The sequence below is a fragment of the Pseudoalteromonas luteoviolacea CPMOR-1 genome, assembly GCF_001625685.1.
Lineage (GTDB): Bacteria > Pseudomonadota > Gammaproteobacteria > Enterobacterales > Alteromonadaceae > Pseudoalteromonas > Pseudoalteromonas luteoviolacea_K.
Window position 1 is genome coordinate 1 of sequence record NZ_AUYC01000029.1, and the last position, 26,559, is coordinate 26,559.

The window sequence follows — 26,559 nt, forward strand, 5'->3', positions numbered from 1 at the left end:
AATTGTCCGCTGGAGCGCGACAGGTCGCGTCTAACGTTTTAGCAGCTGAGCTAGTGCCGCTTCATAGTTTTGTCTTAACAAAACCCACTCAAAAAAACCCGCTCTTAGTTTTAAAAGCTTGTCGTTTCAAGCGGGGCAGGATTCTACAAGATACAAAATGCTTTGCAAGCTTTTTTTATAAATTGAAGAATTTTTCTTGATAAACCTTCAACTCCATAATGGAGTCTTTGATATCGTCCAATGCTAAATGCGAGCTTTTCTTCTTGATATCATTTAAAAGTTCAGGTCGCCAACGCCTTGCAAGCTCTTTAATCGTGCTCACATCAAGGTTGCGATAATGGAAGTATGCCTCAAGTTCCGGCATATACTTGTGAAGGAAACGACGGTCCTGCCCGATGGAATTACCACACATAGGTGATTTACCCGGTGGCACCCACTGCTTCAAAAAGTCGAGAGTTTGCGCTATCGCGTCTGCTTCGCTAAACGTACTCGCTTTACAACGCGCGGTTAGCCCTGAGCGGCCATGTTGGTTTGTACACCACTCGTCCATATTATCAAGCAACTCATCACTTTGATGAATGGCAATCACTGGACCTTCAGCAAGCACATTTAAATCGCAATCTGTTATCACAGTTGCAATTTCGAGAATTTTATCTGTTTTAGGTTCTAGCCCTGTCATCTCTAGGTCGAGCCAGACCAAGTTTGATTCATGAAAAGACATACACTACCTTAACGGTACTTTCCTTTAGATCCAATGCAATTAGATATATCATATTAGCTTCATCACTCGACCAAAAGCTTTTTTTTACAAAGCGGGGCATTTTTATTGAGTTATAGCCTATGAATGGCTTATACACCAATCATTCGCAATAATTCGTCTCGTGAGTTTACAGATATGGCAAAACGAAAAAAACTCAGTCATGGCCAATCCAGACGGATTAAGGCCAACCAACAGAAGCGTTTGGCTAAAGCCAAACATAATGAAACCGCTGAATTACAGTGGCAATCAGACAACCTCGGCCCCACCGAGCCGGCTATCGTTGTAAGCCGTTTTGGTCAGCACGCAGATATTGAAGTAGAAGATGGCGAAGTACTGCGCTGTAATATCCGCCGTACCGTGAACAGTCTTGTCTGCGGTGATAATGTCATTTTCCGTCGCGCGAAAGTCAGTGAAGGCGACTTAGCCGGCGTAATTGAAGCCGTAGAAGAAAGGCGCACGCAGCTAACACGTCCAGACTTTTATGACGGTGTAAAAGTCGTGGCCGCGAACATCGACCAAATATTAATGGTCTCCGCGGTCGTGCCGGAATTCACCCCGCAGATCATAGACAGATATTTAGTTGCCTGTGAGGATATGGGTATCGAGCCTATTTTACTGCTTAATAAAATTGACCTTTTAGACCCTGAAGGTCTCGAATATGTCGATGAGGTGCTCGATATCTACCGTGAATTAGGTTACCGCGTGCTGCTTGTCAGTAATAAATCAGGGGAGGGTATCGACGAGCTTAAAGAGTTATTAAAGGACAAAAACAACATATTTGTTGGTCAATCCGGTGTCGGCAAATCTACGCTGGTTAACACAGTTTTGCCTGATGCAGATATCTTAACTCAAGAAGTATCAGAAAACAGTGGCTTAGGACAGCATACAACCACAGTTTCTAAACTTCATCACTTACCAACTGGCGGTAACCTTATCGACAGCCCGGGGATCCGTGAGTTTGGCCTGTGGCACTTGGAAGTAGAACGCGTTACCTGGTGTTTTAAAGAGTTCAGAGAATTCATCGGTGGTTGTCGATTTAGAGACTGTAAACACCTTAACGACCCAGGCTGTTTGATCACAGAAGCTGTTGAACAGGGCAAAATCAGTGAACTGCGTTTTGATAGCTATCACCGTATTTTAGAGTCAATGGCCGATGGCCGTGCAGGTGCGCGCGCGCCAAGAGTTTGATATTATCCGTTACCGGTTTTAGATAATTTATGTAAATAACGCCAATGGCAGCGACGGTGCACTTGGCAGAGACTTCAGGAAAATAATGTGAATTTGGATAAAATTAAAATTGCTCTGCAATATGCGCTACCTAAACATGCAGTATCACGTTTAGTGGGTAAACTCGCTGCAGCCCAAGCTGGCGCACTGACAACTCAGTTGATCAAGCTATTCATCAAGCAATATAAAATTGATATGACCGAGGCATTGCACGAAGATCCTGCGCATTATAAGACGTTTAATGAGTTTTTTACTCGCCCGCTAAAGCCTGGTATTCGTCCGTTAGCCACTGAAGAGCATATCATTGCCCATCCTGTTGACGGTGCAATCAGCCAACTTGGCGATGTAGTTGATGGTCAGATCATTCAAGCAAAAGGCCATGATTACAGCTTGCAAACGCTATTAGGTGGTAACGAGCAAGATGTTGCACCTTTCCTAGGTGGTAAGTTCGCGACTATTTATTTGGCACCAAAAGATTATCACCGCATTCATATGCCAGTAGATGGCGTGTTAAAAAAGATGATCTATGTGCCTGGTGATTTATTTTCGGTTAACCCTCTAACGGCACAAAATGTACCAAACTTATTTGCACGCAACGAACGTGTAGTCGCCATTTTTGATACCGACATTGGCCCATTGTCAATGGTATTAGTGGGCGCCACCATCGTAGCGAGCATTGAGACAGTGTGGGCAGGCACCGTCACGCCACCTGCAGGCAAAGATGTCTTTAGTTGGGATTACCCAACGACAGGGCCGCAAGCCATTAAATTGAAAAAAGGCGATGAAATGGGCCGCTTTAAGCTGGGCTCAACCGTGATTTTATCGTGGGGTGCAGACACTGCGGAATTCCTAGCAGATCAACAGCCAGAAACAGTAACAAGAATGGGCACGCCATTTGCCACCATTAATCAATAACAACTAAAAAGGCCCGCTCTGGGCCTTTTTATTATCTTCACCTACACTTCGCAAAAATGAGTTTAATTACACACCTTACAAGTGGGATCTTTCGCTAGAGTAAACCGTCTTTGCATCAGCGTTAACGCGTCAATACTCACAAAAAAGCTTTCTCTTTTTTGCAAACCTAATATCGCATTACACACCGCTTGTGCTTGCATTGAACCAACCATGCCCAGTAGTGGGCTCATCACCCCTGCATTCTGACAGTTAAGCCCTTCACTGCCCTGCTCAGCTTCGGGAAATAAACATGCATAACACGCACTTTGTTCACGGTAATCGAAAAAGCCAAATTGCCCACTGGTGGCTTGCGCTGCGCCCGAGATCAACACTTTGCCATTATCAAAGCAATATTGATTGAGTAAATAACGTGTGGTGAAGTTGTCACTACAATCCACCACCCAATCAACCTCTTTCAATTGCGCTTCAATGTTGTCTTTAGAAAGGCGAAGATTATGCGGGTTAAGTTGAATATCATTGTTCAAACTGGCCAACACTTTTTTAGCAGCAAGACTTTTGTCCTGCCCTAAATGATTAACCTTATACAATATTTGACGCTGAAGATTAGACAGCTCAACCTGATCATCATCATAAAATGACAAGGTACCAACGCCGCTGGCTGCCAAATAAAATAACACCGGGCTACCGAGCCCTCCACAGCCAATGACTGCTACATGCGCCGATTTAAGCTGTTTTTGACCCGTTTCTGACACTTTGTCTAACAAGATGTGGCGACTATATCTCAGCCGCTCTCTATCGCTTAATTCTTCGCTCATTGCTCGCCTATAGCCTGCTTAAGGTCGATAATCGCTTGTTCAGGTGACTGCGCCTCGGTAATGGCACGAACCACAGCGACACTGCCAACGCCCGTCGCGGCAACTTCGCTGGAGCGAACCAAATCAATACCACCAATAGCAACTGTCGGATATTCAGAACGCATGAGAGGCACAAAGTGACGCAGTTTTTCCAAGCCTTGGATCTGGCCAGTCATATCTTTTGTGGTTGTTGGGTAAATTGCGCCAAAGGCCAAATAGCTTGGGCGATAGTTGTGTGCGCGTAGCATTTCGTAAAAACCATGCGTCGAGAGCCCTAACCTTAAACCAGCTTGTTTGATGGCATTTAAATCCGCGACATTTAAGTCTTCTTGACCCAAATGCACACCGTACGCACCATGTTTTATCGCAAGCGCCCAGTGATCGTTAATAAACACGCGACCACCATAGGTGTTGCCAAGCTCAATTGCTTTGGCAATATCCTGCTCTAGGGTAGGAGAGTCAGCATCTTTTATCCGTAATTGAACTGTTTTAACCTCATTCTTTAAGCAAAGTTCAACCCAATCAACAGTATCCACCACCGCGTACAGGCCTAACTCGCCTTCAATGGGTGTAAACCCAGCGGCGTAGTTATACTCATCAGGTACCAAAAATTCAAGCTCATCGCCCAGCCAACTGCCAGGCTCAATCACCTGAGGATAATCCTCGATAGATTCGGGGAAATGAGTATGTGCGACGGGCCCAATTCCCTCGCCATAGCGCTTAGCCGCTTTAAGCCCTGCGTTGATATACGCTTTACCCAAAATAAAAGCATCTTTGAGTGGATAATCTTTTGCCAAACAGGCCGCAATTACCGAGGACAAGCTACATCCAGTACCATGTGTATGCGGTGTATTGACAGACTCATTGCCCAGCCAATATTCTTCCTCTTGATGCCAACAGTAATCAATGCAGTAACCTTTAGGGTAATCCCAATGTCCGCCCTTAATCACCACAGACTTCACTCCAAATGACAACAGCTTTTGGGCCGCTTCCCGCACCGCTTCAGGTCCGATCAAATAGACGCCCGTCAATAACTGCGTTTCATGGGTATTTGGCGTGATCACATCCACTAAAGGCAATAAGTGAGTTTTTAGAGCCTCAACAGTATCTTCTTCTGTGAGCGAGTCACCACTGGTCGCAATCGCTACAGGGTCATATACAATCACAGGTGGCGTGTCCCAACGTGCTTTATAGCGTGTTAGATGCTCTGCAACCAGTTGAATTTGCTGCACATTGGCCAACATACCAATTTTTATGACCGCAGCAGGCATATCCGACTCAAGCGCCAATAGCTGCGCTTCTATGACTTCAGTTGATACCGCATTTAAAGACTCTACACCTAGACTGTTTTGTGCGGTCAATGCCGTGATCGCAGTGCAGCCATGTACGCCAAAGCTGTGCATCGCTTTTAAATCTGCTTGCACACCTGCACCACCACCGGAATCAGAACCAGCAATACTCCATACAACTTTTGACACTTGGACTCCTAATTTTCTTAATTTTGATGCCAAAAAGGCATGCCCATAGTAGGCGTTGAAGGCGCTGCAACCTCTTTTTCAGGCATTGCTTGTGCAACATAGCCCATACGACCCGCTTCCACAGCATGAGAAAATGCCGCCGCCATCTTGACCGGATCACCGGCACCGGCAACAGCACTGTTTAATAACACGGCATCGTAACCTAATTCGAGAGCTTGGCAAGCATGCGAAGGTAATCCAAGACCGGCATCCACAATCAAGGTTTGCTCAGGTAAACGTTCACGAATGGTCTTCAAGTTATACGCATTAATGAGCCCTTTACCAGTCCCAATGGGTGCCCCCCATGGCATTAACACTTCACAGCCAAGATCTGCCAATCGCTGACATAGCACGAGATCATCAGTGCAGTAGGGTAATACTTTAAAGCCTTCTTTCAGTAAAATATCCGTCGCTTCAAGCAAACCAAAAGGATCCGGCTGTAAATTATATTCATCACCGATCAGCTCTAGCTTTATCCAATCGGTATCAAAAACTTCTCGGCACATCTGCGCTAAAGTAACGACTTCTTGCACACTGTGGCAGCCCGCCGTATTAGGCAGCACTTTCAGTCCAGTTTCTTTTATCAACTGCCAAAAGTCTTCGCCCGCTGAAACTGAGTTTTGTCTACGCAGTGACACGGTCACGATATCCGCCCCTGAGCTTTGTATCGCTTGCTGCATAATTTGCGGTGAAGGATATAGTGCAGAGCCTATTAATAAACGGCTATTAAAGTATTCACCGTAGATATTAAGTTGTTCTGAGTTTGAATTATTCACCTAGCCTCCTTGAATAGGTGAAAGCACTTCAATGCTGTCACCCTGATTAGGCATGGTATCAGAAAGCTTAGCTGAGGGTACAAACTGCCCATTGAGTGCCACTGCAAATGGCGGCTTAGCTCCCTTACTGACGATGATTTGCTGCAAAGACTGTGCGTTTTCAACACAAATAGTCTCGCCATTATAAGTTAAATTCATAGTAGCCCCTTTGAAAGTGCTTGCTGTACAACAACGGGCGCAAGTAAATACCCATGTCGATATAAACCGTTAATTGAAATAACATTATTTTGAACTTCGATATGTGGATGGTTATCGACAAATGCAGGCCGCAAACCAGCATTTAAGGACATCACTCTCCCCTCTGCAAAACCGCTATGCACCGTATAGGCCGCTGATAATAGCTCCAAGGTAGAGCGTACAGTGATCTCATTCGCATCTTGAGATTCAATCTCAGTTGCACCGATCACATATTGATGATTTGGTTTAGGTGCAATGTAGATAGGGTAACGCGGATGCATTAAGCGCACAGGACGTTGTAAATTTACCTCTGGTGCAAATATACGCGCCACCTCACCACGCACGCCGCGCAGTCCCGGTTTATCTTGCTTGGCACCTACTCCTCGACAATCAATGATCCAATCAAATGCGTGACCATTGACTTTACCTGCTTCAATTACGGCAGTTTGCGTAAACTGAAAATTGACACCGCGACGGTACAGTGTCTCATAACTACTTGTAAAGAAAGCTAAATTATCTAATTGCCCTTCACAGGGTAAAAACAGTCCTTGGTTGAATTTGCTGCCAAGCTCAGGCTCTAATGCGGCAATATCAGGTTGACTCACCCGTTTTGCTTGATGTTCACCCAAAGGTTTTAAACGCTGTTCAAAACTTTGAAGATCGCCTCTATCTTGTTGATGAGCAACAATCAAACTCCCTTGTTGCTGAAAAAACACTGAGGTGTCTAACTTTTCGAGTAAACTTGGCCACAGAGCAATACTTTTCAAGCCTTGCTCAGCAAGTGCTCGGTCACAAATCACCGACTCTGCCAAAGGCGCTAGCATGGCGGCGGCCAAAGTACCGGCCCCCGTTTGCGCATCTTGCGGATCTTTTTCAAAAATGGTGAGTTGATAACGGTCCATCAACGCCAATGCTGCGACCCTGCCAACTAAGCCAAACCCAACGATAGCAACGGATGGTTTTGCTCCGTACTCTGTCATGAGAATTCCAGTTGTTGTGCGCTACAGCACTAAGCTGTAGCGCTATAAAGTTAAATAGCTTTGTGATAAATCTCAGAACCAGTGCTCTTAAACTCTTCTGATTTCGCTTTCATTTCAGCTTCAACATCAACCATTTTAATTTCAATTGCATCACCCACGTTATTCGGGTCAATACCACGCGCTTCTAGTTCTTTTGCGTAGTCACGCACATCTTGGGTAATTTTCATCGAACAGAACTTAGGTCCACACATTGAACAGAAGTGCGCTACCTTACCTGACTCTTGTGGCAGCGTTTCATCGTGGTAAGACAAGGCTCTTTCCGGGTCAAGACTCAAGTTGAATTGATCATGCCAGCGGAATTCAAAGCGCGCTTTAGATAACGCATTATCACGGATCTGTGCACCACGGTGACCCTTGGCTAAATCAGCAGCATGTGCAGCAATCTTATAGGTAATTAAGCCTTCTTTTACATCTTCTTTGTTCGGTAAGCCCAAATGCTCTTTTGGTGTTACGTAACACAGCATCGCTGTACCATACCAAGCGATTTGCGCAGCACCGATACCAGAAGTGAAATGATCATAACCTGGGGCAATATCCGTTGTCAGTGGGCCAAGTGTATAGAAAGGCGCTTCATGACAGTGCTTTAATTGCTCATCCATATTCTCTTTGATCATGTGCATTGGCACATGGCCTGGACCTTCAATAAAGACCTGCACGTCATGCTCCCACGCGATTTTTGTCAGCTCACCTAAAGTGCGTAGCTCAGATAACTGCGCGTCATCATTGGCATCTGCAATGGAACCTGGGCGCAAACCATCACCTAATGAGAAACAGACATCATACTGCTTCATGATTTCACAGATGTCTTCAAAGTGCGTGTAAAGGAAATTCTCTTTATGATGTGCAAGACACCACTTCGCCATAATTGAACCACCACGCGACACAATACCGGTGACACGTTTTGCCGTCATAGGCACATAACGTAGAAGCACACCTGCATGGATGGTAAAGTAGTCAACGCCTTGCTCTGCTTGCTCAATTAAGGTATCGCGGAAAATTTCCCATGTCAGATCTTCTGCAACCCCATTTACCTTTTCAAGCGCTTGGTAGATAGGTACGGTACCAATTGGTACTGGCGAGTTACGTACTACCCACTCGCGGGTTTCATGGATATAACGGCCTGTAGAGAGGTCCATCACGGTATCAGCGCCCCAACGCGTTGACCAAACTAGCTTTTCTACTTCTTCTTCGATTGATGACGTGACCGATGAATTACCAATATTGGCATTCACCTTCACTAAAAAGTTGCGCCCTACAATCATAGGCTCAGATTCTGGGTGGTTGATATTGTTTGGAATTATCGCTCGACCGCGCGCCACTTCTGAACGAACAAATTCTGGTGTGATAAAGTCTGGGATCTCTGCACCAAAAGACTGACCTTCATGCTGCTCAGCAAGTAACTCTTCACGGATTTTTGCACGGCCCATGTTTTCACGGATCGCAACAAATTCCATTTCAGGTGTAATAATACCCTGACGCGCATAGTGCATTTGCGTGACGTTCTTGCCCGGCTTTGCACGACGTATCTTAGGTAGGTTTTCAAAACGAATATGATCTAAACCTTCATCCGCCATACGTTGCTGAGAAAACTTTGAGGTTACTGAATCAAGCAACTCTGTGTCGTCACGGTTGACGATCCAATTCTCTCTATACTTTGGTAAACCTTCACGGACGTTTAACGTAAACTCAGGATCTGTATAAGGGCCTGATGTATCGTACACTCGAACTGGCTCATTTTTTTCATAGACAGGTTCTTCTTCTGTGCCCCCAACAAAAGAGTCATTCAATGAGATCTCTCTCATCCCAACACGAACACCATCTTGCTCTCCATCAACATAGATTTTCTTTGAATTTGGAAAAGGTTGGCCTTTAAGGTTATAAATAAATTCTGAAGCCGCTTCGCGTGACTCGCGACGTGACAACTTGCTACTGTTATTTGACATGACATGCCTCATTGTTAGTTAAGGTGTCTTGTCAGAATTCCAAAAACTGGAAGAGATAGGGCTCACTGAACATGACGGCGTAATAATACGCAGACAGCAAAGTGAAATTGGTGGATAAATTTACTAGCACGACGCTAACAAACTTGGCAGCTTTAACATCCATACACACTTTGGTACAACCATTAAAGCAGCTTGTTCCCTACGCAGGCATTAACCTGATCAGGTCCACGGATCCCGCAATACAGCGATCTCAGCCCGCTAGGGCACTCCGACAAGTAACGAATTGAGACAAAGTCTACTGAATGTCACCCCATTAGTCAAAGTGACCTTTCACCGATTTAAAACGCCACTTGACGTCCCCACTGAGGATTAATTCATTTTCGCTATATTGCAATGGCGCTCCCACTTGCAATAAGTTAAGAAATGCAGCTTCGTGTTTGTTCGTCACTTCATCACAGAGTTTTCTAGTCATGCCAATATTCGACACGAACAATTGTCCTTCCCTGATTTCACCCTGACCAAAAAAGCGATTGCAACCGGCAAAACCGTTCACTCGAAAAGCATCTAAAAATTCGAACTGTATAGGCTGAGTTTCGGCACTTATATCTTCTGATACAAACTGCCAACTTGAATATTTGAGTGCATCTGTGTTTACCGTCCCTGTACTTGAGCATCCCATCAACACCACACTCAATAAGCATAATAAAAAGGAATATTTCATGGTAAACCAATCGTTTGATAATTAGCGCTAATTATAACGCTTGGCTCACCATAATAGGCAGTAAAAATATGTAATAAATTGCCTATCTTGCTAAAAATTACGAAAATAGTTGTTCAATTTCCTGAGGTAGGAACGGACGACCGCGCTCATTGACAGATGTACCTGTTACGATAGCATCCAACATCAATTTATCATCTCGGCTTCTTAGTACTTTTTGATGAAATGCAAACTTCAGTTTACCGACTTTTTCCACTTCAACTTCAACATAAAACGCATCACCAGGACGCAGTGAGTCTTTGTAATTCATTTCCGAACGAATAACGACTAAGTTTATTTTTTGCTCAGCCAATGCAGCAAAATCAATATTTTTATGTGCCAAAAACTCATGTCGTGCATGTTCTAGATAATTAAAATAGACACTGTTATTTACGATCCCTTGGAGATCGCATTCATAATCTCTTACTTTAAAGTCAACTTTAAACGTCATCATTCGTCCTCAAATTAGATTGCAAAAGTTTATATCACAAATTTTCAGTGATCTGGTCGGGCTTTTGCTAAACTAGTGCGCAAATAACACGGGACATATATAAACGAATGAAATTAAAACTCTCTTTACTCACAATGGGTCTGATGGTGGCATTTTCTAGCTCAGCTGACGACGTAGCCTCAACGGAAAAAAATAGCATTGAAACCATCGAGGTGACTGGCGATTTTCAGCAAGAATCTCTACAAACATTGAGTGCCAGTGCATCCGTTTTTGGTGAAACCGAGATTTCAACGCGTGGTGCGAGCTACCTAGATGAGATCCTAAACAGTGCCGCAAATGTGAACTTTACTGCGGGTGCCTCTCGAGGCCGCTTTGTGCAAATTCGTGGGGTTGGCCTTCGTTCACAGTTTGTCGACCCAATCACCCCAAGTGTCGGTGTATTAATCGACAATATTAATTACTCGGGCCTAGGTGGCAGCGCATTATTATTTGATGCAGATCAGGTAGCAATTTATCGCGGCCCACAAGGTACCAAGTTTGGGGCGGATGCCATGGGCGGAATTATTGATATTCATTCAAACTCGCCAACTCAAACGCCAAGTCTCAACCTCAAGTTGGGTGCTGCCAATTACGGTACACACGAAGCAGGAATTGCTGTCGGTGCAGGTCTAACTGACACGATTGCGGCACGTGCCAGTATTTATCAAAAACAATCCGACGGTTTTGTCGATAATGTGTATTTAAGCGATGACACGCAAGATTTAGATGAAAGCATCGCTAGATTCAAGCTCAACTATACCGCGAGCGAGGATTTAACCTTTGGTTTTGTCTATCATCACATTGATATTGAAAATGGTTATGATGGCTTTACCTTAGACAACACACGTCAGAGCGTTGCAAGCCAGCCAGGACAAGATACACAACAAAGTGATGCATTTTCTTTCACAGCTGACTACACAGGCTTATCTTCTGTCGACATTGAAATACTCACCAGTGGCCTGCAAGCAGATACTGTATATAGCTATGATGAAGACTGGGTCTGTGCAGATACCGCGCAGCCAACACTGTGTGAAGCAGGTCTACACCCAGATCATATCGCTTATTATGGTCAATACTTTGATGCATATACTAGAGATCATGAAAGAGGCGCTGTGGAAGTCAGAGTGAAAGGCAAAGATAAATCTTGGGTCATTGGCGTAGTAAGTCGCAGACATGATGTCGACTTGGACCGCCAAAGAGGCAAACATGGTGATCTCCCTGCACAGTTTAAATCTAACTTTGAAACACAAAACCACGCACTTTTTGCCCACAAGGTTACAGAGCTACAAAACGATGTCAGATTAATCACAGGTATTCGCGTTGAATCTTACTCAAGCGATTACATGGATAGCAATGCATTCAACTTGGATACAGACGATACCATGGTCGGCGGCAAAGTTGCACTTGAGTACCAAGTTGTACCCCAAACAATGATTTATACCAGCTTAAACCGCGGTTACAAAGTGGGTGGTGTGAACGGTGAAGCCCTCGCTAAAGCCAAAGATGATGGCATCACGATTCCACAATCAGGCTTCACGTTCGACCCAGAGTACCTATGGAACTTTGAATTTGGTGTTAAAGGCCAATCTGAAGACAAACGCCATACTTTAAATCTCAGCGCATTTTATATGCACAGAGAAGACATGCAATTAAAGCAGTGGCAGCTAGAGGGCGTGCAATTTGCCGGTTTCATCAGCAATGCGGGCAAAGGCAGAAATTACGGTCTCGAGATCGAAGGTACTAGCCAGCTACTTGATGCGCTCTCACTTCAATACAGCCTGGGTTATTTAGATACCAAGATTGAAGATTTCATTACCGTCAATGGCGATGATTTTGATGGCCGAGAACAAGCGCAGTCCCCTAAATATCAATATGCCTTCACCTTTGTCTATGACGTGACAGACAACATAAGTGCACAGCTGGGGCTTGAAGGAAAAGATGACTACTTCTTCTCTGATAGTCATGATTCTCAAGCACCGAACCAAAATCTGATCAATGCCAGTGTTTCTTACTACAGTGATAACTGGAGCCTAACAGCATGGGGAAGAAACTTAGCGGACAGAGACGTACCCGTACGTGGTTTCCAATTCGGTAATGACCCGAGAAATGGTTGGGTCACTGACACATATGTGCAGTATGGAGAACCTCGCGTTTATGGTTTAACGTTTAACTATACGCTTTAATAAAAAACGGCGCTGTAAGCGCCGTTTTTTCACTGCCTGTTATCTTATTCTGGATCAGGTAAATTGCGACCGTAAAATACCTCTTGGATTTCACGATTTAATTTGTTGCGGATCTCTTCCTCTTCCTCGTCAGTCAGCTCATCCGTAGTGATACCGAATAAATACGTATTTAAATCGGTTTCTTTGAGCATCATCTTCGTGTGGAATAAGTTTTCCTGATACACATTCACGTCCACCATTTGGTAAGCGTCTTTCGTATCTTCGGTCATGAAGTTCTGAATTGAGTGAATTGGATGATCAATATAGTGTTTTACACCATTTACATCACGAGTAAAGCCACGCACACGATAGTCAATCGTGACCACGTCCGACTCCAGTGAATGAATGAGGAAGTTCAGCGCTTTAAGCGGAGAAATAATCCCACACGTAGACACCTCAATGTCCGCTCTAAACGTACAGATCCCATCGTGCGGGTGCGCCTCAGGATAAGTATGCACACAAATATGGCTTTTATCCAAATGTGCTACCACAGAGTCAGGTAAAGGCCCAGGCGTCTCCTGTGAATGTGGCATGGTGCCCTCTACAGGCTCTTCTGAAACTAAGATAGTTACACTTGCGCCTTGCGGGTCGTAATCTTGACGCGCGATGTTCAAGACATTCGCACCAATGATATCGACAACTTCCTTAAGAATATCCGTTAAACGCTCAGCGCTGTACTGTTCGTCGATATATTCGATATATTCTTTTCGCTGTTGCTCAGTTTTGGCGTAGCAAATATCGTAGATACTAAAGCTTAAACTCTTTGTTAAGTTGTTAAAGCCATGGAGTTTAATTTTATTAAAGGGCTTGTTCACGATAGACCCACCTTAAAACAAGAAAATCTGCGCTGCAGAACTAAAAGTTCGCGGATTTTATACGAAAAGTAACAGCTTAAAAAGCGTTATTTTTCTTCGCTTTGTACAACCTCGTGGGTATGCGTAATTTCCACTGCTTTTTCAAGCATTAAGGCAACTGAGCAGTACTTTTCGGCAGACAAATTAACGGCGCGAGCAAGGTGCTTTTCAGACACATTGTCACCCGTAACAACAAAGTGTAGATTGATTTTGGTGAATACTCTAGGCGCAGACTCTGCACGCTCTGCAGAAAGTTTGACTTCCACACTCTCAACAGATTGCTTTGCCTTCTTAAGAATGCTGACAACATCCACAGATGCACAACTGCCCGCCGACATTAATACCATTTCCATCGGACTAGGCGCTGCACTGTCAGCACCTGCATCAAATACCACATTATGACCAGAGTGAGAACGACCTAAAAACGTATCGCCACCAACCCATTTTACACTTGCTTGCATAGTACACCTTCTAAAACCAATAACACCGCCATAAGGCGGTGCTATTAAAAATATAAATCTATTCCAGTTTACTGAATGGCAGAATCAAATAAATTTTTAACCAAACCAGCAAACTCTTCGATAAACTCTTGTTGTTCTTCTGTTACACGTTGATCAACAACACTAGATAACACTTCCTGTAGGTCGTACACAATGCCATCAACTTCACGTACGATCAAGCCGCGCTGTTCGGTTGATAAGCCAGTGTGCTGTTCACACAAACGGATCACGTGTTCAGCGATAACGTCTTCAATTAATTCAACGACCTTAGGTGCATTTGGCTTTACCACACCCGGCTTTTCAAACAAGGCTAAATTTTGTGTCAGATACATGACTAACTCATCATATCCTTGTTTATCTAAAACCATATATTGCCCACCTGAGTTTACCAATGACATCTCCTATTGATTTAAGCAGAAACTCGATCTGATTGCTACTTTTGAGCGGCCCAGAAAAATAAAAAAAGCAGCAAATGCTGCTTTTTAAGAATAAAGCGTGAGACTTAATCTCCGCATCACAACATTGCGTTTAGCTATGTTGTGAATTACCTAATGCAGGTAATTTTAATCTAATGATAGGCCTGGACTCAAGCTTCCTGGTAGTGTAACTTTTTCAAGTTCAACAGAAGCAACTGGGTATGCACAGTAATCTGCTGCATAATATGCACTTGCTCTGTGGTTACCAGATGCGCCAATACCACCAAATGGTGCAGCACTTGATGCCCCCGTGATTGGACGGTTCCAGTTAACAATACCCGCACGAATACGACGTAAGAAATGGTCATAATCTGCTTCATTGTCACTTAATAGACCTGCTGATAAACCAAAGCTGGTATCATTGGCAAGCTCAATAGCTGCGTCAAAGTCAGTGTAACGGAATACTTTCAGTAGCGGACCGAAGTGCTCATCATCAGGGAAATCAGAAACCTTTGTACATTCGATGATACCCGGTGTGACAAAACCTGTACCCGCTGTATGTGTCAGCTCAAGTAAGCTCTCTGCGCCAAGGTCGATAAGTTGCTGCTGTGCTGCAACCATACCAGCCGCCGCCGCTTCAGAAATCATAGACCCCATGAACGGCTGATCAGCATCGTCAAAGTGACCAATCTTAATCGCTTTAGTCGCACGCAGAAGCTGGGCTAGAATTTCATCACCCTGCTCACCATGCGGTAAAAATAGCTTACGTGCACATGTACAGCGCTGACCGCTTGAGATAAATGCAGACTGGATAATATCGTGTACAACCGCTTTAGTATCTGTCACATCTTTAACGATTAATGGGTTATTACCACCCATCTCAAGCGCTAAGATTTTGCCAGGTTGACCGGCAAATTGCTCATGCAGGAAGTGACCTGTGCGAGATGAACCGGTGAAGAATAAACCATCGATACCTTTGTGCGATGCAAGTGCTTTACCTGTGTCTACTTCACCTTGTACTAGGTTAATAACACCAGCTGGTAGACCCGCTTTTTCCCACAGCTTTAATGTTAGCTCAGCAACATATGGCGTTAATTCAGACGGCTTAAATACCACAGTGTTACCAGCAATAAGCGCAGGCACAATGTGACCATTAGGCAAGTGACCTGGGAAGTTATAAGGGCCAAATACCGCAACAACACCATGTGCTTTATGACGAATAACAGCACGACCTACAGGCATTGCATTTTCTACAACACCGGTACGCTCATTATATGCTTTTTCTGAAATGGCAATCTTACCGACCATTGCACCTGCTTCAGTACGCGTTTCCCAAAGTGGCTTACCTGTTTCTTTGGCAATTGCGATTGCAAGCTCTTCGCTATGCTCTTTCAAAACCTCAGCAAAGCGTTTCACTACGTCTAAACGTGCTTCAAAGCTCAGGTCGCTCCACAGGTAATACGCTTCGCGTGCTGATTTTACTGCGCTATCAACCTGCTCCGCAGTTGCTGCATTTGCAGACCAAATCTGTTCATTGTTTGCTGGGTTTACAGATGCAAACTCTGCACCCTCACCCGCTGACCATTTACCATTGATAAATTGTGCTGCATGTGTTGTCATAATTCTTTCCCGATTAAAGAGTTGCGATGCTTACAGTGTCGCCTTCAGTGACCTGAAGTGCGTTTGCCAATTCAGCCGAAATGGTGATTTCTTCACCACTTTGTGGCACATCAAGCTCAACTGCCGTAGCACGATAGCCTGCTAGTTTATCATTAGCAATAAGCACTGGGGAACCATTTGTCTGTGCTGGTACATTTTCGGCAAGGCGCACCTTAAAGAACTGCGTTGCACGAATTGTGCGAATATTATCGACTTTGGCTTCTACTGTTGGGCCTGCATCAAAAATATCGACATACCCGTTAAACGTGAAGCCTTCACTTTTCAGTAATTCAATCGCTGGACGCGTATTGTCGTGTACTTCACCGACTACAGCCTGCGCTTCTTTGCTTAATAAATTGACGTAAATCGGGTATTTTGGCATAAGTTCAGCAATAAATACCTTTTGGCCAATACCTGTGAGGTAATCCGCTGTTGGGAAATCCATTGAGAAAAAGTGTTCTTCTAACCATTTCCAAAATGGACTACTGCCATGTTCATCAGAAACACCACGCATTTCTGCAATCACTGTTTCTGCAAAGCGTGCTTTATGCTGATTAATGAACATAAAACGAGATTTAGATAAAAGCTTACCATTGAAGCCTTTACGGTACTTATCTTTTAAGAATAAAGTACATAGCTCTGTCGCACCGGTATAGTCATTACACAGCGTCAGAATATCCACTGCTTTATAAACATTTAAAGTACGAGAAGAATGGATAACTTTACTTAAATGATAGTGATAAAACGCGTCATCTAACCCCACTGCGGCTTCAATAGCACTGGTTCCGACAACTTCGCCCGTCTCTGAGTCTTCAAGCACAAACAGGTAACCTTCATCAAAAGGTACATCAGTTTCTTTAGCAAAAGACGTCATAGAACGTGCAATTTTGTTTTGTAACAACTCTTCATTTAGAGGTAATGAAGTAAAACCATGCCCCGACTCTTGGGCAATGTTCAAAAGCGCTGGATAATCGCTTTTTTGGATTGGGCGAAGGATCATCATGAGCCCGCTTACTCCTCAGTAAACCTTTAGACAGGTGACGCTCTATCGAGCGTCACGTTGGTTATCGCTTGGTTTGTGCGACAACTTATGCGTTATTTTCTACAACGCGAGCAACTGCTTTTTCAAAGCGTGCCATACCTTCGCGGATGTCCGCATCAGTAATAACAAGCGATGGTGTAAAGCGCACTACGTTAGCACCAGCAACCAGTGACATAACGCCTTCTTTAACACCTTCAGTTAAGAACTCTTTTGCTTTACCAGCGTATTGCTCAGTGACAACACCACCGATCAATAAGCCTTTACCACGAATTTCAGAGAATACGTTGTACTTGTCATTGATTGCAGTTAGTAACTCACGGAAAAGCGCTTCTTTTTCTTTTACGCCATTTAATACTTCAGGTGTATTCACTGTATCGAATGCCGCTTCTGCAACCGCACAAGCCAGTGGGTTACCACCGTATGTTGAACCATGTGTACCAATTTTAAGGTGCTGTGCAATTTCAGTTGTCGTGATCATGCCGCCGATAGGGAAACCGCCACCAAGCGCTTTTGCTGTCGTTAAGATGTCAGGTGTCACACCTAAACCTTGGTATGCATATAGCTCACCAGTACGACCAACACCCGTTTGTACTTCATCAAAAATAAGCAGTGCATTGTGCTTGTCACACAGCTCACGAACGCCCTTAGCAAATTCAGTCTCAGGTGAAACGATACCACCTTCACCTTGTAAAGGTTCCATCATCACAGCACAAGTCTTGTCAGAGATAAGCGCTTCGAATGCCGCTAGGTCATTATAGTCACAGTGGACAACATCGCCTGGCTTTGGACCAAAACCATCAGAGTATGCAGCTTGACCACCTACAGTAACCGTGAAGAAAGTACGGCCGTGGAAACCTTTGTTAAATGCGATAATTTGAGATTTTTCAGCGCCAAACTTATCTAGTGCCCAACGGCGAGCAAGTTTAAGTGCCGCTTCATTCGCTTCTGCACCAGAATTTGCAAAGTAAACTTTATCTGCAAATGTTGCATCAGCTAGTTTTTTAGCCAATCTAAGTGCTGGTTCATTGGTCATGACATTTGATAAGTGCCAGATTTTTTCGCCTTGCTCTTTTAATGCAGCAACAAGCGCAGGGTGACAATGACCCAAACAGTTTACAGCGATACCACCTGCGAAATCGATGTATTCACGACCTTCTTGGTCCCAAACGCGAGAGCCTTCACCTTTTACAGGGATAACAGCAGAAGGTGAATAGTTAGGTACCATTACTTGATCGAATAATTCACGATTAATAGTCATTTTAAATCCTCATTTTAGCGAGTTCAGCACTGACATATGGGCGCTCGGAATTACAAAGAATTACCTTCAGCAACACTGTAAAAGATCCGAAATTACCCAAATCGGCGCAAATTTCATACGCACATTATTCCAAAAAAATACCTTTATGTCTCATAGAAAACATTCCTGGACCCCTTGATATTCAAGGCTTTAGTATATTATTTCAAGAACAGTGAATAACTATTAGCGTCGTGATTGGATACGTCCCCATCATACAAGGATTTTAGTCGATCCTTGGCAATGGGGCGAATGAATGAATAAGCGAGAAAAAATTTCCAGTTTTTTTACAAAATTGTCAGCTGAAGGCTCTGCAGAGACATTTTTGACAACAATTTTTGCTCCTGCTCAGTCAAATTGAGATGAGCAAACCAATCTTTCGCTTCATCCGGTTCAATTAAATGACTGTCTTTAAGAAGTTGATATTGTGCATAGCCATACGCTTTCTTCAACACTTGCGTCAATGGGAGTAAGTCCGCTGGGTTGTTATTCACGTTCGGCAGATAACTTTGCGCAAACTCCGACATAGCAGCGCTAAATGGTAAGTATTTAAAAGACATTTGCTCTATTAAGCGCTGCGATACAACGGGCGCGTGCTCAATTAACAAATTTCGTAAAAATAATGGATCGGGGCCCAGCTCTAATAATGCTGTATGTAAGTCTTTCTGATTTTTATCTCGCGCAATTTTAACTTTGCCCTGCCAAACTCGCTCATAAGTGCGCAAATATAAGCGGGTCAACGCGATTTTACCTAAATCTAATAACATCCCCAGAGTAAATGCATGCTGCTCTTTAACATCATATAAAGGTGCTAATGCTTTGGCAGCTATCGCACTGGCCATACTGATATCTCTGAGTTTTCTTTTTAGTAAAGGAAATGGCTCTGTTGAGTGTGGCATCCAATGCCGTACAGCAAATGTTGGGATGACCATCTGCAGGTTTTCTAATCCAAGATAGCGCAATGCTAACGCTGGAGTATCCACCTTGACCGATGTCCCTTTACTATTCACTTTACGATACTGAGGTAAATTCACTAAAGAAACCAGATCACGACCAAGCCATGATAAGTCATTAACTAAAGGTTCTAGACGGCCCACTGACGCTGACTTTACAGCTAAAATATCCAACACCGTTGGCACCGCATCTTGAATGCCAACCACATCGGAATAAATGGAATCCAGATCACTTAGCTGAGTTTCAATTCCACTTTCAATAACTTGATGTAAGTGATTACTCGCTTTTGCAATGTACTTGTGATGACTGGTGCTTTTTTCTTGACGTTTAGCTGCCGCAGCCAGCTCCACTTCGAGCATAGTGCGCTGTGGGATAGACTCCCCAAAGTTCATATCAAAAGTATGGATATAACCTATTTGCTGCTGTGCAAAGTTATGGCTAATTAGAACGTCATGTGCACGCTGAGCGATTGCTTGAGCAATGTGCGACTGCCTAATATCTTGTGTCATCAATTATCATCTTTTTTGGTATATTGAAAGAAAGCTCTTTAAAGGTTAGAAGCGAGCAATAAAGTTATCAAGTAGTTCTAGACCATGCTCAGTTAAGATCGCCTCAGGATGAAACTGCACCCCTTCCAGTGCTAGATCAGTATGACATATGCCCATAATTTCATCTAGCGCACCGGTTTCAGTTTGCGTCCAGGCGGTCACTTCAAGCTTATCAGGTAAACTCTCAGCATCCACAGCCAGTGAATGGTACCTGCATACATTAAACGTGCTTGGCAACCCTGAAAACGCGCCTTTATTCGCATGAAAAATACGTGACACTTTACCATGCATTACTGACTTTGCTTTGCCTACTCGGGCACCCATTGCTTGTGCAATGGTTTGATGGCCCAGACAAACACCCAGAATGGGAAACTGGCCTTGTAACTGTTGTACAACTTGCAAAGAAATACCCGCTTCATTCGGGCTACACGGGCCTGGGGAGATCACAATATGCGCAGGGTTGAGCTGCTTAATCTGAGAGATAGAAAGATCATCATTTCGCTTGACCAAAACTTCTTGATCTAACTTTTGAAAATACTGGACGAGGTTAAACGTGAACGAATCATAGTTGTCAATCATTAATAACATTCCGTCTTTACCTCTAAACTTTTAAGACTCACCATTCTTTTACTACATTAAAGTCAAAGTACTACTGCGCTACCATCACGACAGTAACGTTCACTCAAGCGCGGCTTTTGGCCGAGCATGATAACACAATTTATAAATTCACTGGCAAAACCTCTTACACTGCAAATTTACAAGCACAAAAATACAAACAGATACGACTTTATAAGTAACTAAACAACAGGGAAGAATGAGAATAGTATGAAAGTGCATTCACACAATAAAGGAGTAAAAAATGAAGCTCACAGTCAAAAAGAAACGCATCAATAAGCTATCTACTGAACAGGCCATCAGTACATAGCAGCCAGTATACATCGCTGGCGGTGCAGCCTTCCAAGTACCTGATCTGAATTTTCATTCGACCAAAAAAACACCTGTAAAACAGCATAAACACAAATCAAGCTGGGCCCGCTAGGCCCAGCGATTGTCATTAGTCCTTATTGAAAGACAACATTCTCACTGCCTGGCAAGGCTTTAAACTCTTCCAAAAGTTTGTCGCAATCTTTCAATATTTGCGCTTCAAGTCGCTCTTCAGCACGCCAACGTTGGGTATCCATTTTAAATATTTCCTTTTTTGAATATTTTTTACGAGCGTCATGCGTTGGCATCTCTTTAACTTCATCGTACATCTCAAACACCCCAGGGTAGATTTGCTCTAATGCCACTTCAGAGTCAAAGCTGTACTGAGATATCAACACCCAAACACGCAAACACCCTTCAGAGTACTCACATTGCTTTTGCTTCATTGCTTTTGCAATTAAGTTAATGCTATCTGCAAGCTTTCCATTGCGCTCTTGCCTGGATTGCTCCAGTTTTTTCGCCTGCTCTTCTTTTAATTTAGCAATCGTGTCTTTTTGAACTTTTAACTGCCACAGTAATTTACCAGCATAAAAAGCCAGCCCTGCGACAATTAGTGCGCCAACGACTAATGCGATCACCCAAATCATGCTCATCGCTCATCCTCGTCATCATTTAACCATTCGTCCGCTAAATCGTTACTGACAATATCGGCCAACGGATCAGCGTCTATCATATCTTCTTCTTCGAACTCATCATCGATGCCCAGAATTTCACATAGCTCTTGGTGACGAGCAATCGCACGGTTAAAGAATTTAGCATCTTTACCTGTCAGTAGCTCACCGCGTTCATGTCGCTCCAATAGCTTCATTAAACGCTCATCATTTTCTAGCTGCTGAAGCTCTTGTTCCAGCGTTAATTCTGGTTCATTAGCCTTGGTTAACACTGCTTGTGGTGTTAAATGACGCTTCATCTGCGGCTCAGCTTTCGGGGTTTGCACTTCAGGTGTCAACGCAATTTTTTTCTTACTACCCGCGCGCGGATCTTTTTGCATCCCAGATTGAGATGTCACTTCAACTTTTGCTTCTTGGGCATTACGAGTACCCGCTTTATTTCCTTTATTCTTTTTCGTGCGCTGCTCTTTCATTGCGCGCAATTCACGAAGCTTTTCCTTACTTAATCTCGGTGTACCATTTTCACCTAACTTGCGTGATTTTTTCTTTCTAGTCATGCTTCTCTACCATTTACTCTAACCGACTAATGTTTACTCAAGATGATCACATCATTTCCAATAAACTCTAGCTTGGTGCCAAATTGCTCTGCTACATATTCAAACGTTTCGCGACTAAAAAATGAAATGTGGGTTTGGTCATTCTTATAATGCCAAGATGCAAAACGTTCCGGATCAATTACAAGTTTGGTCATCAGCGCAAGTGGCGCTTGTGGTTTTAGCATGCTAATCAATTGCTCAAACACCACTTTAGGCTGTCCAATATGCTCTATCACTTCTGTACATGTAATGAAATCATACTGCTTATCCAGCACCGCACTATCATTTGCATAGTATAAGTCATACAGTGCAACTGAATGGCCCTTTTCCTCAAACATTTTAGCTAACAGTGGACCGGGTCCACAGCCAAAATCAAGTCCTTGTCGATTACTAGGCAAACGCGAATTAACAGGGTCAAATACACGTGATAAAAAGCGCCGATATCCACTATCATTAAGGTCATTTTCATGACTGTCATAAATCGCTTTTTCTGCTTGTGGTGACAGCCTGTCGCATGGCGCTACACTGACTAATTTACAGCTCTGACACTGCCAGTAATCGCGAAATTTGTCTCGGTGATAATGTTCGAGCGACTCTGAGTCACAGAGGCCACAGTGAAGCGCTTGTGGATTTTGCAAAGGTGATGAACCAAACGTACTTAAAAAGAGTATTGTACCAGCAATTAAAAAGTGTACAAATAAAAAGACGGCAGAGATTTCTCTCTACCGCCTGCTAATCTGAGCGTCTCAATCTGGACACTTCTCCCTTCGACTTTTAGTCATTATTTTTTTTATTATTTATCATCCATTTTGTTTTTATTGTTACTTCCGTGACACTTTCCATATTGTTTTTGTTATCAAACTTCCATTGCCTTTTTTATTTTCGGTCTTCCTAACGCTTTTGTACTCATCCTTGTTTATATGTATTCAACCGAATACTCAATCATGTCGTCTACGCTTCCGTCTCGAATTGTCCCTGTTTTTGTATTGTCTTGACGACAGGGATTAATCTACGCTTATTTTAAACAGTTACAACTAATCCATAACAAAATTATTACCTCTGCAACAGAGTTTAAAATAAAAACAAATTAAATACATACACTTACAAAAAAACACAAATTCAATTTGCGTTAAGTCCTACAAATTAGGAACGACATTATCCTACAGTTAAAGTAAGATATATCTCACATTCAACAGATCAAAAAAAGGCAACGATCCTGTTGCCTTTTTCACTGTCAAAAGTCGATGCTCTATAGCACAAAAATAAATACGACTTTAATGCAAACCACCGAGATATTTAGACAAAATTTCAATATCTTTATCGGTTAATTTTGCTGAAATATCACGCATCATACCATTGGCATCATTGTTGCGGCTGCCATCTCTAAACTTCTCAAGTTGGGCTTTGATGTACTCAGGATGTTGAAAAGATATTTTAGGAAATTTAGCCAAAGAAGTACCATTGCCTCTTGGACCATGACAAGCCATGCAAGATGGTATACCACGCTCAGCGTCACCTGCACGATATAGCTGCTGCCCTTGTACCACCGCACTCTCAGGCGTGGTACCTGCACTCATTGGCATCTTTGCAAAATAAGCTGATAAATCTTTCATATCTTGGTCAGACAGCGGCATTGCCATACCACTCATAACTGGATCCATGCGGCCTTTAGCGCCACCTGAAGTCATACCTAGTTTGAATTCTTTGAGCTGCTTGTAAATATAATCAGCGTGCTGACCAGCTATTTTCGGATACATAGTTATCGGGGCGTTGCCATTCGGTCCATGACAAGCTGCACATGTTGCCGCCTTCGCCTTACCTGCCTCGGCGTCCCCATCGAATGCTATTGCGCTGTTGAATGACAACGTACTCAGCAGCATAGTTAAAGATAATGCTATTTTTTTCATGGTAAATTCTCTGTTCCGACCCTGTAACTATCAACCCAGTGAAATACGCTAAACTTCACAATGCTGGGCAGATACTCATCTATGCACATTGACTTAATGTGTATTAAGTGACGCTCAATGTTATTTCGCACTATTTTGCTATTTTTAAATACTACACAATAAAAACAGCACCGCCATGCTTTGCCCCTATTATAAAACTGCTAAATTATCGGTAATTGACATAGATTAAACTTAGTCCAGAAATTCTCTTGACGCTGCTTAAAATTGTAGACTTTCTCTCCTTTTGCATTGTGTGGCAGATGTAATAAAATACGTATGAATTTAAGAATCAATAATCCGCCTAGGAGTTAGAGTGTTAAAATCTCGCATGCCATATAATCGCGCTACCTTTATTACCAGCGCACCAGATATTTCCCGCCTTCCCGCAGACAGTGGCATAGAGGTCGCATTTGCAGGGCGCTCTAATGCAGGCAAATCTAGTGCATTAAATACCTTAACTGACCAAAAGCTTGCACGTACGAGTAAAACACCAGGGCGTACACAGCTGATCAATACCTTTGCGCTAGACGAAGACAAAAGGCTGATCGACTTACCAGGTTACGGTTTCGCCAAAGTACCCATTGAAATGAAGAAGAAATGGCAGAAATCACTGGGCGAGTATTTACAAAAACGTCAAAGCCTAAAAGGCATTGTGGTGTTAATGGATATCCGTCACCCTATGAAAGACTTAGATATGGATCTCATTAATTGGGCTGTAGGCAGTAATATTCCTGTTCTCGCGCTACTCACTAAAGCGGACAAATTAAAACAAGGCAAACGCAATGCTGAAGTACTGCAAGTACGCAAAGCCCTCTCCGAGCTAGACGGCGATATTACGGTACATGCATTTTCATCATTAAAGGGGCTGGGTTTAAAAGAGCTTGCTTGGAAATTAGATGACTGGTTCTTGGGACCCTATGTGAAAGAGGAAATAGACGAAGAGGCACCGAACGACTAAGTCAATTCGTACCCCTGTCCTGCGGAGTATAATGTCATTGACCCTTGTCGCTCATTGTACTTCGCGATTTCCGCCCATTGATAGTAAACAGTCCGTTCCACGCGGGCGCTCAATCCATAATTAAGCTGCAAATGCGGGATAGTTTGTCCTTTATATGACGCCATATGCAAGGGAAACACTTGGCAAATAGGCCACAGCCTACCCAAATTATCTTCACAAATAATTGTCGGTTCGAAACCATATTGCCCAGCGACCTCAGACACATGCCAAGCGACAATCACAAAAGGGCTTTCCTCCACCGTAACCGCGCAAGTTTCAGAAGGGGTTTTTAAAACATATTTACCCTGCTCAAAACTTAAGACACTGGCAAACAAACGCACCAGCGCAGGACGTTTTATCTCATCGCCTTGATGAAACCAACGACCTGCACTATCAATTAAAAATGTGCCTACACCGCACTCAGTGGCATGCCAATGCTCAGTGGGAGAATGCGCTGACACATAGTGCGCTATCAGCTTGTCTAGTTTATTTGTCATGGAAGACCAAATTAAATGTCACAGGGACCGTATGCGCAATGCTGTTCAACCCAGCCAGTTTACGCAGCGCTTCGATACCATCCGTCATTGCAAAGTCATGGCTGTTAATTAACACGGCGCGCAGAGGTGAAACCTGCAATATCTTATCTTGCTTATTGACCATCAAATCAAGTTTCAAAACCAAACTTTTCCCATGTAAATTAAGCGTCACAGGTACCGCTTTGAGTACTTGTGGGCCCGATGCAAGCTGGGATAACCAAGGCTTGATGTCCGCAACAATACTGGCAGTTTGATATTGTGACACTTCAAACAACACCTTCTTCATACGTTCATTTCTAATTGGGATCAAAGATTCAATACTGCTTAAATCGATATCAATGCTCACTTGACCTGCATCATTTATCGCGCCTGATAGAGATGTGAAGTGATGATTTTCAGCAATACTATTCAACTTAATTGAGGTGAAACTGAGATCACTCAACTCATTATCCAGCTGCCAAGCAGACACAGCCTGAGACATAAAACACAAGCTACCCACTAAAAAAGGCTTAAGCATGACACATTCCTATTTATAAATTTTTTCACATCTTAACAAATAAATATGGAGAGAGTTAGGCCAGCCATGAGTCGATTGAAAAATTATAATGCACGCCTTGAACAGGGTTATGTAAGCATATCGTTCAGGGTAATCAGAAATGAAAAATCGGCTCGTATAAACCTTTTACGAGCCGTTATAGCAATCTGGGGAGAAGCTATCAATACACAGTATCCTCTTTCGAGAGATACATCATCAACAGGATGTCCTACAGGATGAGGACGGCGCGAACTTTAGCAAATAGCCATCTAGAAATAAACAGCACAAAGCAAATAACGAGCCAATTTGATAATTAATAAACAAAGAAGTGATAATTTTTACTTTAACT

27 protein-coding genes and 1 riboswitch are annotated in these 26,559 nt (G+C 43.3%); of the genes, 4 read left to right on the forward strand and 23 right to left on the reverse strand.

The annotated features are described in order from the left end of the window. Positions 1 to 175: 175 nt before the first annotated feature. A complete protein-coding gene (gene orn / locus N473_RS11855) occupies positions 176 to 721 on the reverse strand; it encodes an oligoribonuclease (RefSeq protein ID WP_023397748.1) in 546 nt (181 codons plus the stop codon). A gap of 174 nt (positions 722 to 895) precedes the next feature. On the opposite strand from orn, the gene rsgA reads away from it, so the two are divergent. Together rsgA and asd are read left to right on the forward strand one after the other, a co-directional pair. After that, on the forward strand, positions 896 to 1,948 hold the full coding sequence (gene rsgA / locus N473_RS11860; protein ID WP_063368189.1) for a small ribosomal subunit biogenesis GTPase RsgA: 1,053 nt from the start codon (positions 896 to 898) through the stop codon (positions 1,946 to 1,948). An 87-nt stretch (positions 1,949 to 2,035) separates the two neighbouring features. Next, positions 2,036 to 2,902 carry an archaetidylserine decarboxylase gene (gene asd / locus N473_RS11865; RefSeq protein ID WP_063368098.1) on the forward strand — a complete coding sequence of 289 codons (867 nt, stop codon included), beginning with the start codon at positions 2,036 to 2,038 and terminating at the stop codon, positions 2,900 to 2,902. Positions 2,903 to 2,964: 62 nt separating this feature from the next. On the opposite strand, the gene N473_RS11870 is transcribed toward asd, so the two are convergent. The 8 genes from N473_RS11870 to N473_RS11905 form a co-directional block, all read right to left on the reverse strand. Further along, positions 2,965 to 3,717: a HesA/MoeB/ThiF family protein gene (locus N473_RS11870; RefSeq protein WP_063368099.1), complete on the reverse strand. Its 753-nt coding sequence runs from the start codon at positions 3,715 to 3,717 to the stop codon at positions 2,965 to 2,967. After that, complete coding sequence (thiD, locus tag N473_RS11875; RefSeq protein WP_063368100.1) at positions 3,714 to 5,234, reverse strand: bifunctional hydroxymethylpyrimidine kinase/phosphomethylpyrimidine kinase; 1,521 nt, start codon at positions 5,232 to 5,234, stop codon at positions 3,714 to 3,716. Before thiD ends, N473_RS11870 begins: the two co-directional genes overlap by 4 nt. Before the next feature lie 17 nt (positions 5,235 to 5,251). After that, entirely contained in the window at positions 5,252 to 6,049 is a 798-nt protein-coding gene (locus tag N473_RS11880) for a thiazole synthase (RefSeq protein WP_063368101.1), read from the reverse strand. After that, positions 6,050 to 6,247: a sulfur carrier protein ThiS gene (gene thiS, locus N473_RS11885; protein WP_063368102.1), complete on the reverse strand. Its 198-nt coding sequence runs from the start codon at positions 6,245 to 6,247 to the stop codon at positions 6,050 to 6,052. After that, positions 6,244 to 7,266, reverse strand: a complete 1,023-nt coding sequence (locus N473_RS11890; RefSeq protein WP_063368103.1) for an FAD-dependent oxidoreductase — start codon at positions 7,264 to 7,266, stop codon at positions 6,244 to 6,246. Before N473_RS11890 ends, thiS begins: the two co-directional genes overlap by 4 nt. A gap of 50 nt (positions 7,267 to 7,316) precedes the next feature. Further along, a complete protein-coding gene (gene thiC, locus N473_RS11895) occupies positions 7,317 to 9,269 on the reverse strand; it encodes a phosphomethylpyrimidine synthase ThiC (protein ID WP_063368104.1) in 1,953 nt (650 codons plus the stop codon). A gap of 179 nt (positions 9,270 to 9,448) precedes the next feature. Continuing rightward, a riboswitch (TPP riboswitch) is annotated at positions 9,449 to 9,550 on the reverse strand. Positions 9,551 to 9,582: 32 nt separating this feature from the next. Further along, positions 9,583 to 9,990 (reverse strand): META domain-containing protein, encoded by a 408-nt coding sequence (locus N473_RS11900; protein ID WP_063368105.1) that lies wholly within the window; start codon positions 9,988 to 9,990, stop codon positions 9,583 to 9,585. 97 nt (positions 9,991 to 10,087) lie between these two features. Next, positions 10,088 to 10,477 (reverse strand): acyl-CoA thioesterase, encoded by a 390-nt coding sequence (locus N473_RS11905; RefSeq protein WP_063368190.1) that lies wholly within the window; start codon positions 10,475 to 10,477, stop codon positions 10,088 to 10,090. Between the two features lie 107 nt (positions 10,478 to 10,584). Between N473_RS11905 and N473_RS11910 the strand changes: the two genes are divergently transcribed. Further along, positions 10,585 to 12,699, forward strand: coding sequence for a TonB-dependent receptor (locus N473_RS11910; RefSeq protein WP_063368106.1), 2,115 nt, complete (start codon positions 10,585 to 10,587; stop codon positions 12,697 to 12,699). Positions 12,700 to 12,743: 44 nt separating this feature from the next. On the opposite strand, the gene speD is transcribed toward N473_RS11910, so the two are convergent. From speD to N473_RS11970, 12 genes are all read right to left on the reverse strand, one after another. After that, on the reverse strand, positions 12,744 to 13,553 hold the full coding sequence (speD, locus tag N473_RS11915; RefSeq protein ID WP_039607607.1) for an adenosylmethionine decarboxylase: 810 nt from the start codon (positions 13,551 to 13,553) through the stop codon (positions 12,744 to 12,746). Between the two features lie 86 nt (positions 13,554 to 13,639). Continuing rightward, a complete protein-coding gene (locus N473_RS11920) occupies positions 13,640 to 14,053 on the reverse strand; it encodes an OsmC family protein (RefSeq protein ID WP_063368107.1) in 414 nt (137 codons plus the stop codon). 68 nt (positions 14,054 to 14,121) lie between these two features. Beyond that, a complete protein-coding gene (locus N473_RS11925; protein ID WP_187301397.1) occupies positions 14,122 to 14,460 on the reverse strand; it encodes a DUF3802 family protein in 339 nt (112 codons plus the stop codon). 195 nt (positions 14,461 to 14,655) lie between these two features. Then, positions 14,656 to 16,128 (reverse strand): succinylglutamate-semialdehyde dehydrogenase, encoded by a 1,473-nt coding sequence (astD, locus tag N473_RS11930; protein ID WP_063368108.1) that lies wholly within the window; start codon positions 16,126 to 16,128, stop codon positions 14,656 to 14,658. Positions 16,129 to 16,141: 13 nt separating this feature from the next. Continuing rightward, positions 16,142 to 17,170 carry an arginine N-succinyltransferase gene (gene astA, locus N473_RS11935; RefSeq protein WP_063368109.1) on the reverse strand — a complete coding sequence of 343 codons (1,029 nt, stop codon included), beginning with the start codon at positions 17,168 to 17,170 and terminating at the stop codon, positions 16,142 to 16,144. Positions 17,171 to 17,255: 85 nt separating this feature from the next. Next, on the reverse strand, positions 17,256 to 18,467 hold the full coding sequence (locus N473_RS11940) for an aspartate aminotransferase family protein (protein WP_063368110.1): 1,212 nt from the start codon (positions 18,465 to 18,467) through the stop codon (positions 17,256 to 17,258). Between the two features lie 323 nt (positions 18,468 to 18,790). After that, the gene (locus N473_RS11945) at positions 18,791 to 19,966 is read right to left on the reverse strand and encodes an HDOD domain-containing protein (RefSeq protein WP_063368111.1); all 1,176 of its coding nucleotides are present in this window, start codon (positions 19,964 to 19,966) and stop codon (positions 18,791 to 18,793) included. A gap of 45 nt (positions 19,967 to 20,011) precedes the next feature. Beyond that, on the reverse strand, positions 20,012 to 20,593 hold the full coding sequence (locus N473_RS11950; protein ID WP_063368112.1) for an anthranilate synthase component II: 582 nt from the start codon (positions 20,591 to 20,593) through the stop codon (positions 20,012 to 20,014). 473 nt (positions 20,594 to 21,066) lie between these two features. Continuing rightward, complete coding sequence (locus N473_RS11955) at positions 21,067 to 21,582, reverse strand: DUF2489 domain-containing protein (protein ID WP_063368113.1); 516 nt, start codon at positions 21,580 to 21,582, stop codon at positions 21,067 to 21,069. Further along, entirely contained in the window at positions 21,579 to 22,157 is a 579-nt protein-coding gene (gene yihI, locus N473_RS11960; RefSeq protein WP_063368114.1) for a Der GTPase-activating protein YihI, read from the reverse strand. The genes N473_RS11955 and yihI overlap by 4 nt, the downstream gene beginning before the upstream one ends. 26 nt (positions 22,158 to 22,183) lie before the next feature. Next, positions 22,184 to 22,834 (reverse strand): class I SAM-dependent methyltransferase, encoded by a 651-nt coding sequence (locus N473_RS11965; RefSeq protein WP_063368115.1) that lies wholly within the window; start codon positions 22,832 to 22,834, stop codon positions 22,184 to 22,186. A gap of 636 nt (positions 22,835 to 23,470) precedes the next feature. Then, entirely contained in the window at positions 23,471 to 24,103 is a 633-nt protein-coding gene (locus N473_RS11970) for a c-type cytochrome (RefSeq protein WP_063368116.1), read from the reverse strand. A 352-nt stretch (positions 24,104 to 24,455) separates the two neighbouring features. On the opposite strand from N473_RS11970, the gene yihA reads away from it, so the two are divergent. Then, a complete protein-coding gene (gene yihA / locus N473_RS11975; protein WP_063368117.1) occupies positions 24,456 to 25,100 on the forward strand; it encodes a ribosome biogenesis GTP-binding protein YihA/YsxC in 645 nt (214 codons plus the stop codon). On the opposite strand, the gene N473_RS11980 is transcribed toward yihA, so the two are convergent. Beyond that, positions 25,097 to 25,636, reverse strand: a complete 540-nt coding sequence (locus N473_RS11980) for a DUF1285 domain-containing protein (RefSeq protein ID WP_063368118.1) — start codon at positions 25,634 to 25,636, stop codon at positions 25,097 to 25,099. The genes yihA and N473_RS11980 overlap by 4 nt on opposite strands. After that, positions 25,626 to 26,192 (reverse strand): YceI family protein, encoded by a 567-nt coding sequence (locus tag N473_RS11985; protein ID WP_063368119.1) that lies wholly within the window; start codon positions 26,190 to 26,192, stop codon positions 25,626 to 25,628. The genes N473_RS11980 and N473_RS11985 overlap by 11 nt, the downstream gene beginning before the upstream one ends. Positions 26,193 to 26,559: the final 367 nt, after the last annotated feature.

Excerpts from the sequence above, each read along its gene's own strand:
- orn (WP_023397748.1), bottom strand. The coding sequence starts at position 721 with ATGTCTTTTCATGAATCAAACTTGGTCTGGCTCGACCTAGAGATGACA.
- rsgA (WP_063368189.1), top strand. The coding sequence starts at position 896 with ATGGCAAAACGAAAAAAACTCAGTCATGGCCAATCCAGACGGATTAAG.
- N473_RS11870 (WP_063368099.1), bottom strand. The coding sequence starts at position 3,717 with ATGAGCGAAGAATTAAGCGATAGAGAGCGGCTGAGATATAGTCGCCAC.
- thiS (WP_063368102.1), bottom strand. The coding sequence starts at position 6,247 with ATGAATTTAACTTATAATGGCGAGACTATTTGTGTTGAAAACGCACAG.
- N473_RS11890 (WP_063368103.1), bottom strand. The coding sequence starts at position 7,266 with ATGACAGAGTACGGAGCAAAACCATCCGTTGCTATCGTTGGGTTTGGC.
- thiC (WP_063368104.1), bottom strand. The coding sequence starts at position 9,269 with ATGTCAAATAACAGTAGCAAGTTGTCACGTCGCGAGTCACGCGAAGCG.
- N473_RS11900 (WP_063368105.1), bottom strand. The coding sequence starts at position 9,990 with ATGAAATATTCCTTTTTATTATGCTTATTGAGTGTGGTGTTGATGGGA.
- N473_RS11905 (WP_063368190.1), bottom strand. The coding sequence starts at position 10,477 with ATGACGTTTAAAGTTGACTTTAAAGTAAGAGATTATGAATGCGATCTC.
- N473_RS11910 (WP_063368106.1), top strand. The coding sequence starts at position 10,585 with ATGAAATTAAAACTCTCTTTACTCACAATGGGTCTGATGGTGGCATTT.
- N473_RS11920 (WP_063368107.1), bottom strand. The coding sequence starts at position 14,053 with ATGCAAGCAAGTGTAAAATGGGTTGGTGGCGATACGTTTTTAGGTCGT.
- N473_RS11925 (WP_187301397.1), bottom strand. The coding sequence starts at position 14,460 with ATGGTTTTAGATAAACAAGGATATGATGAGTTAGTCATGTATCTGACA.
- astD (WP_063368108.1), bottom strand. The coding sequence starts at position 16,128 with ATGACAACACATGCAGCACAATTTATCAATGGTAAATGGTCAGCGGGT.
- astA (WP_063368109.1), bottom strand. The coding sequence starts at position 17,170 with ATGATGATCCTTCGCCCAATCCAAAAAAGCGATTATCCAGCGCTTTTG.
- N473_RS11940 (WP_063368110.1), bottom strand. The coding sequence starts at position 18,467 with ATGACTATTAATCGTGAATTATTCGATCAAGTAATGGTACCTAACTAT.
- N473_RS11945 (WP_063368111.1), bottom strand. The coding sequence starts at position 19,966 with ATGACACAAGATATTAGGCAGTCGCACATTGCTCAAGCAATCGCTCAG.
- N473_RS11950 (WP_063368112.1), bottom strand. The coding sequence starts at position 20,593 with ATGTTATTAATGATTGACAACTATGATTCGTTCACGTTTAACCTCGTC.
- N473_RS11955 (WP_063368113.1), bottom strand. The coding sequence starts at position 21,582 with ATGAGCATGATTTGGGTGATCGCATTAGTCGTTGGCGCACTAATTGTC.
- yihI (WP_063368114.1), bottom strand. The coding sequence starts at position 22,157 with ATGACTAGAAAGAAAAAATCACGCAAGTTAGGTGAAAATGGTACACCG.
- N473_RS11970 (WP_063368116.1), bottom strand. The coding sequence starts at position 24,103 with ATGAAAAAAATAGCATTATCTTTAACTATGCTGCTGAGTACGTTGTCA.
- N473_RS11980 (WP_063368118.1), bottom strand. The coding sequence starts at position 25,636 with ATGACAAATAAACTAGACAAGCTGATAGCGCACTATGTGTCAGCGCAT.
- N473_RS11985 (WP_063368119.1), bottom strand. The coding sequence starts at position 26,192 with ATGCTTAAGCCTTTTTTAGTGGGTAGCTTGTGTTTTATGTCTCAGGCT.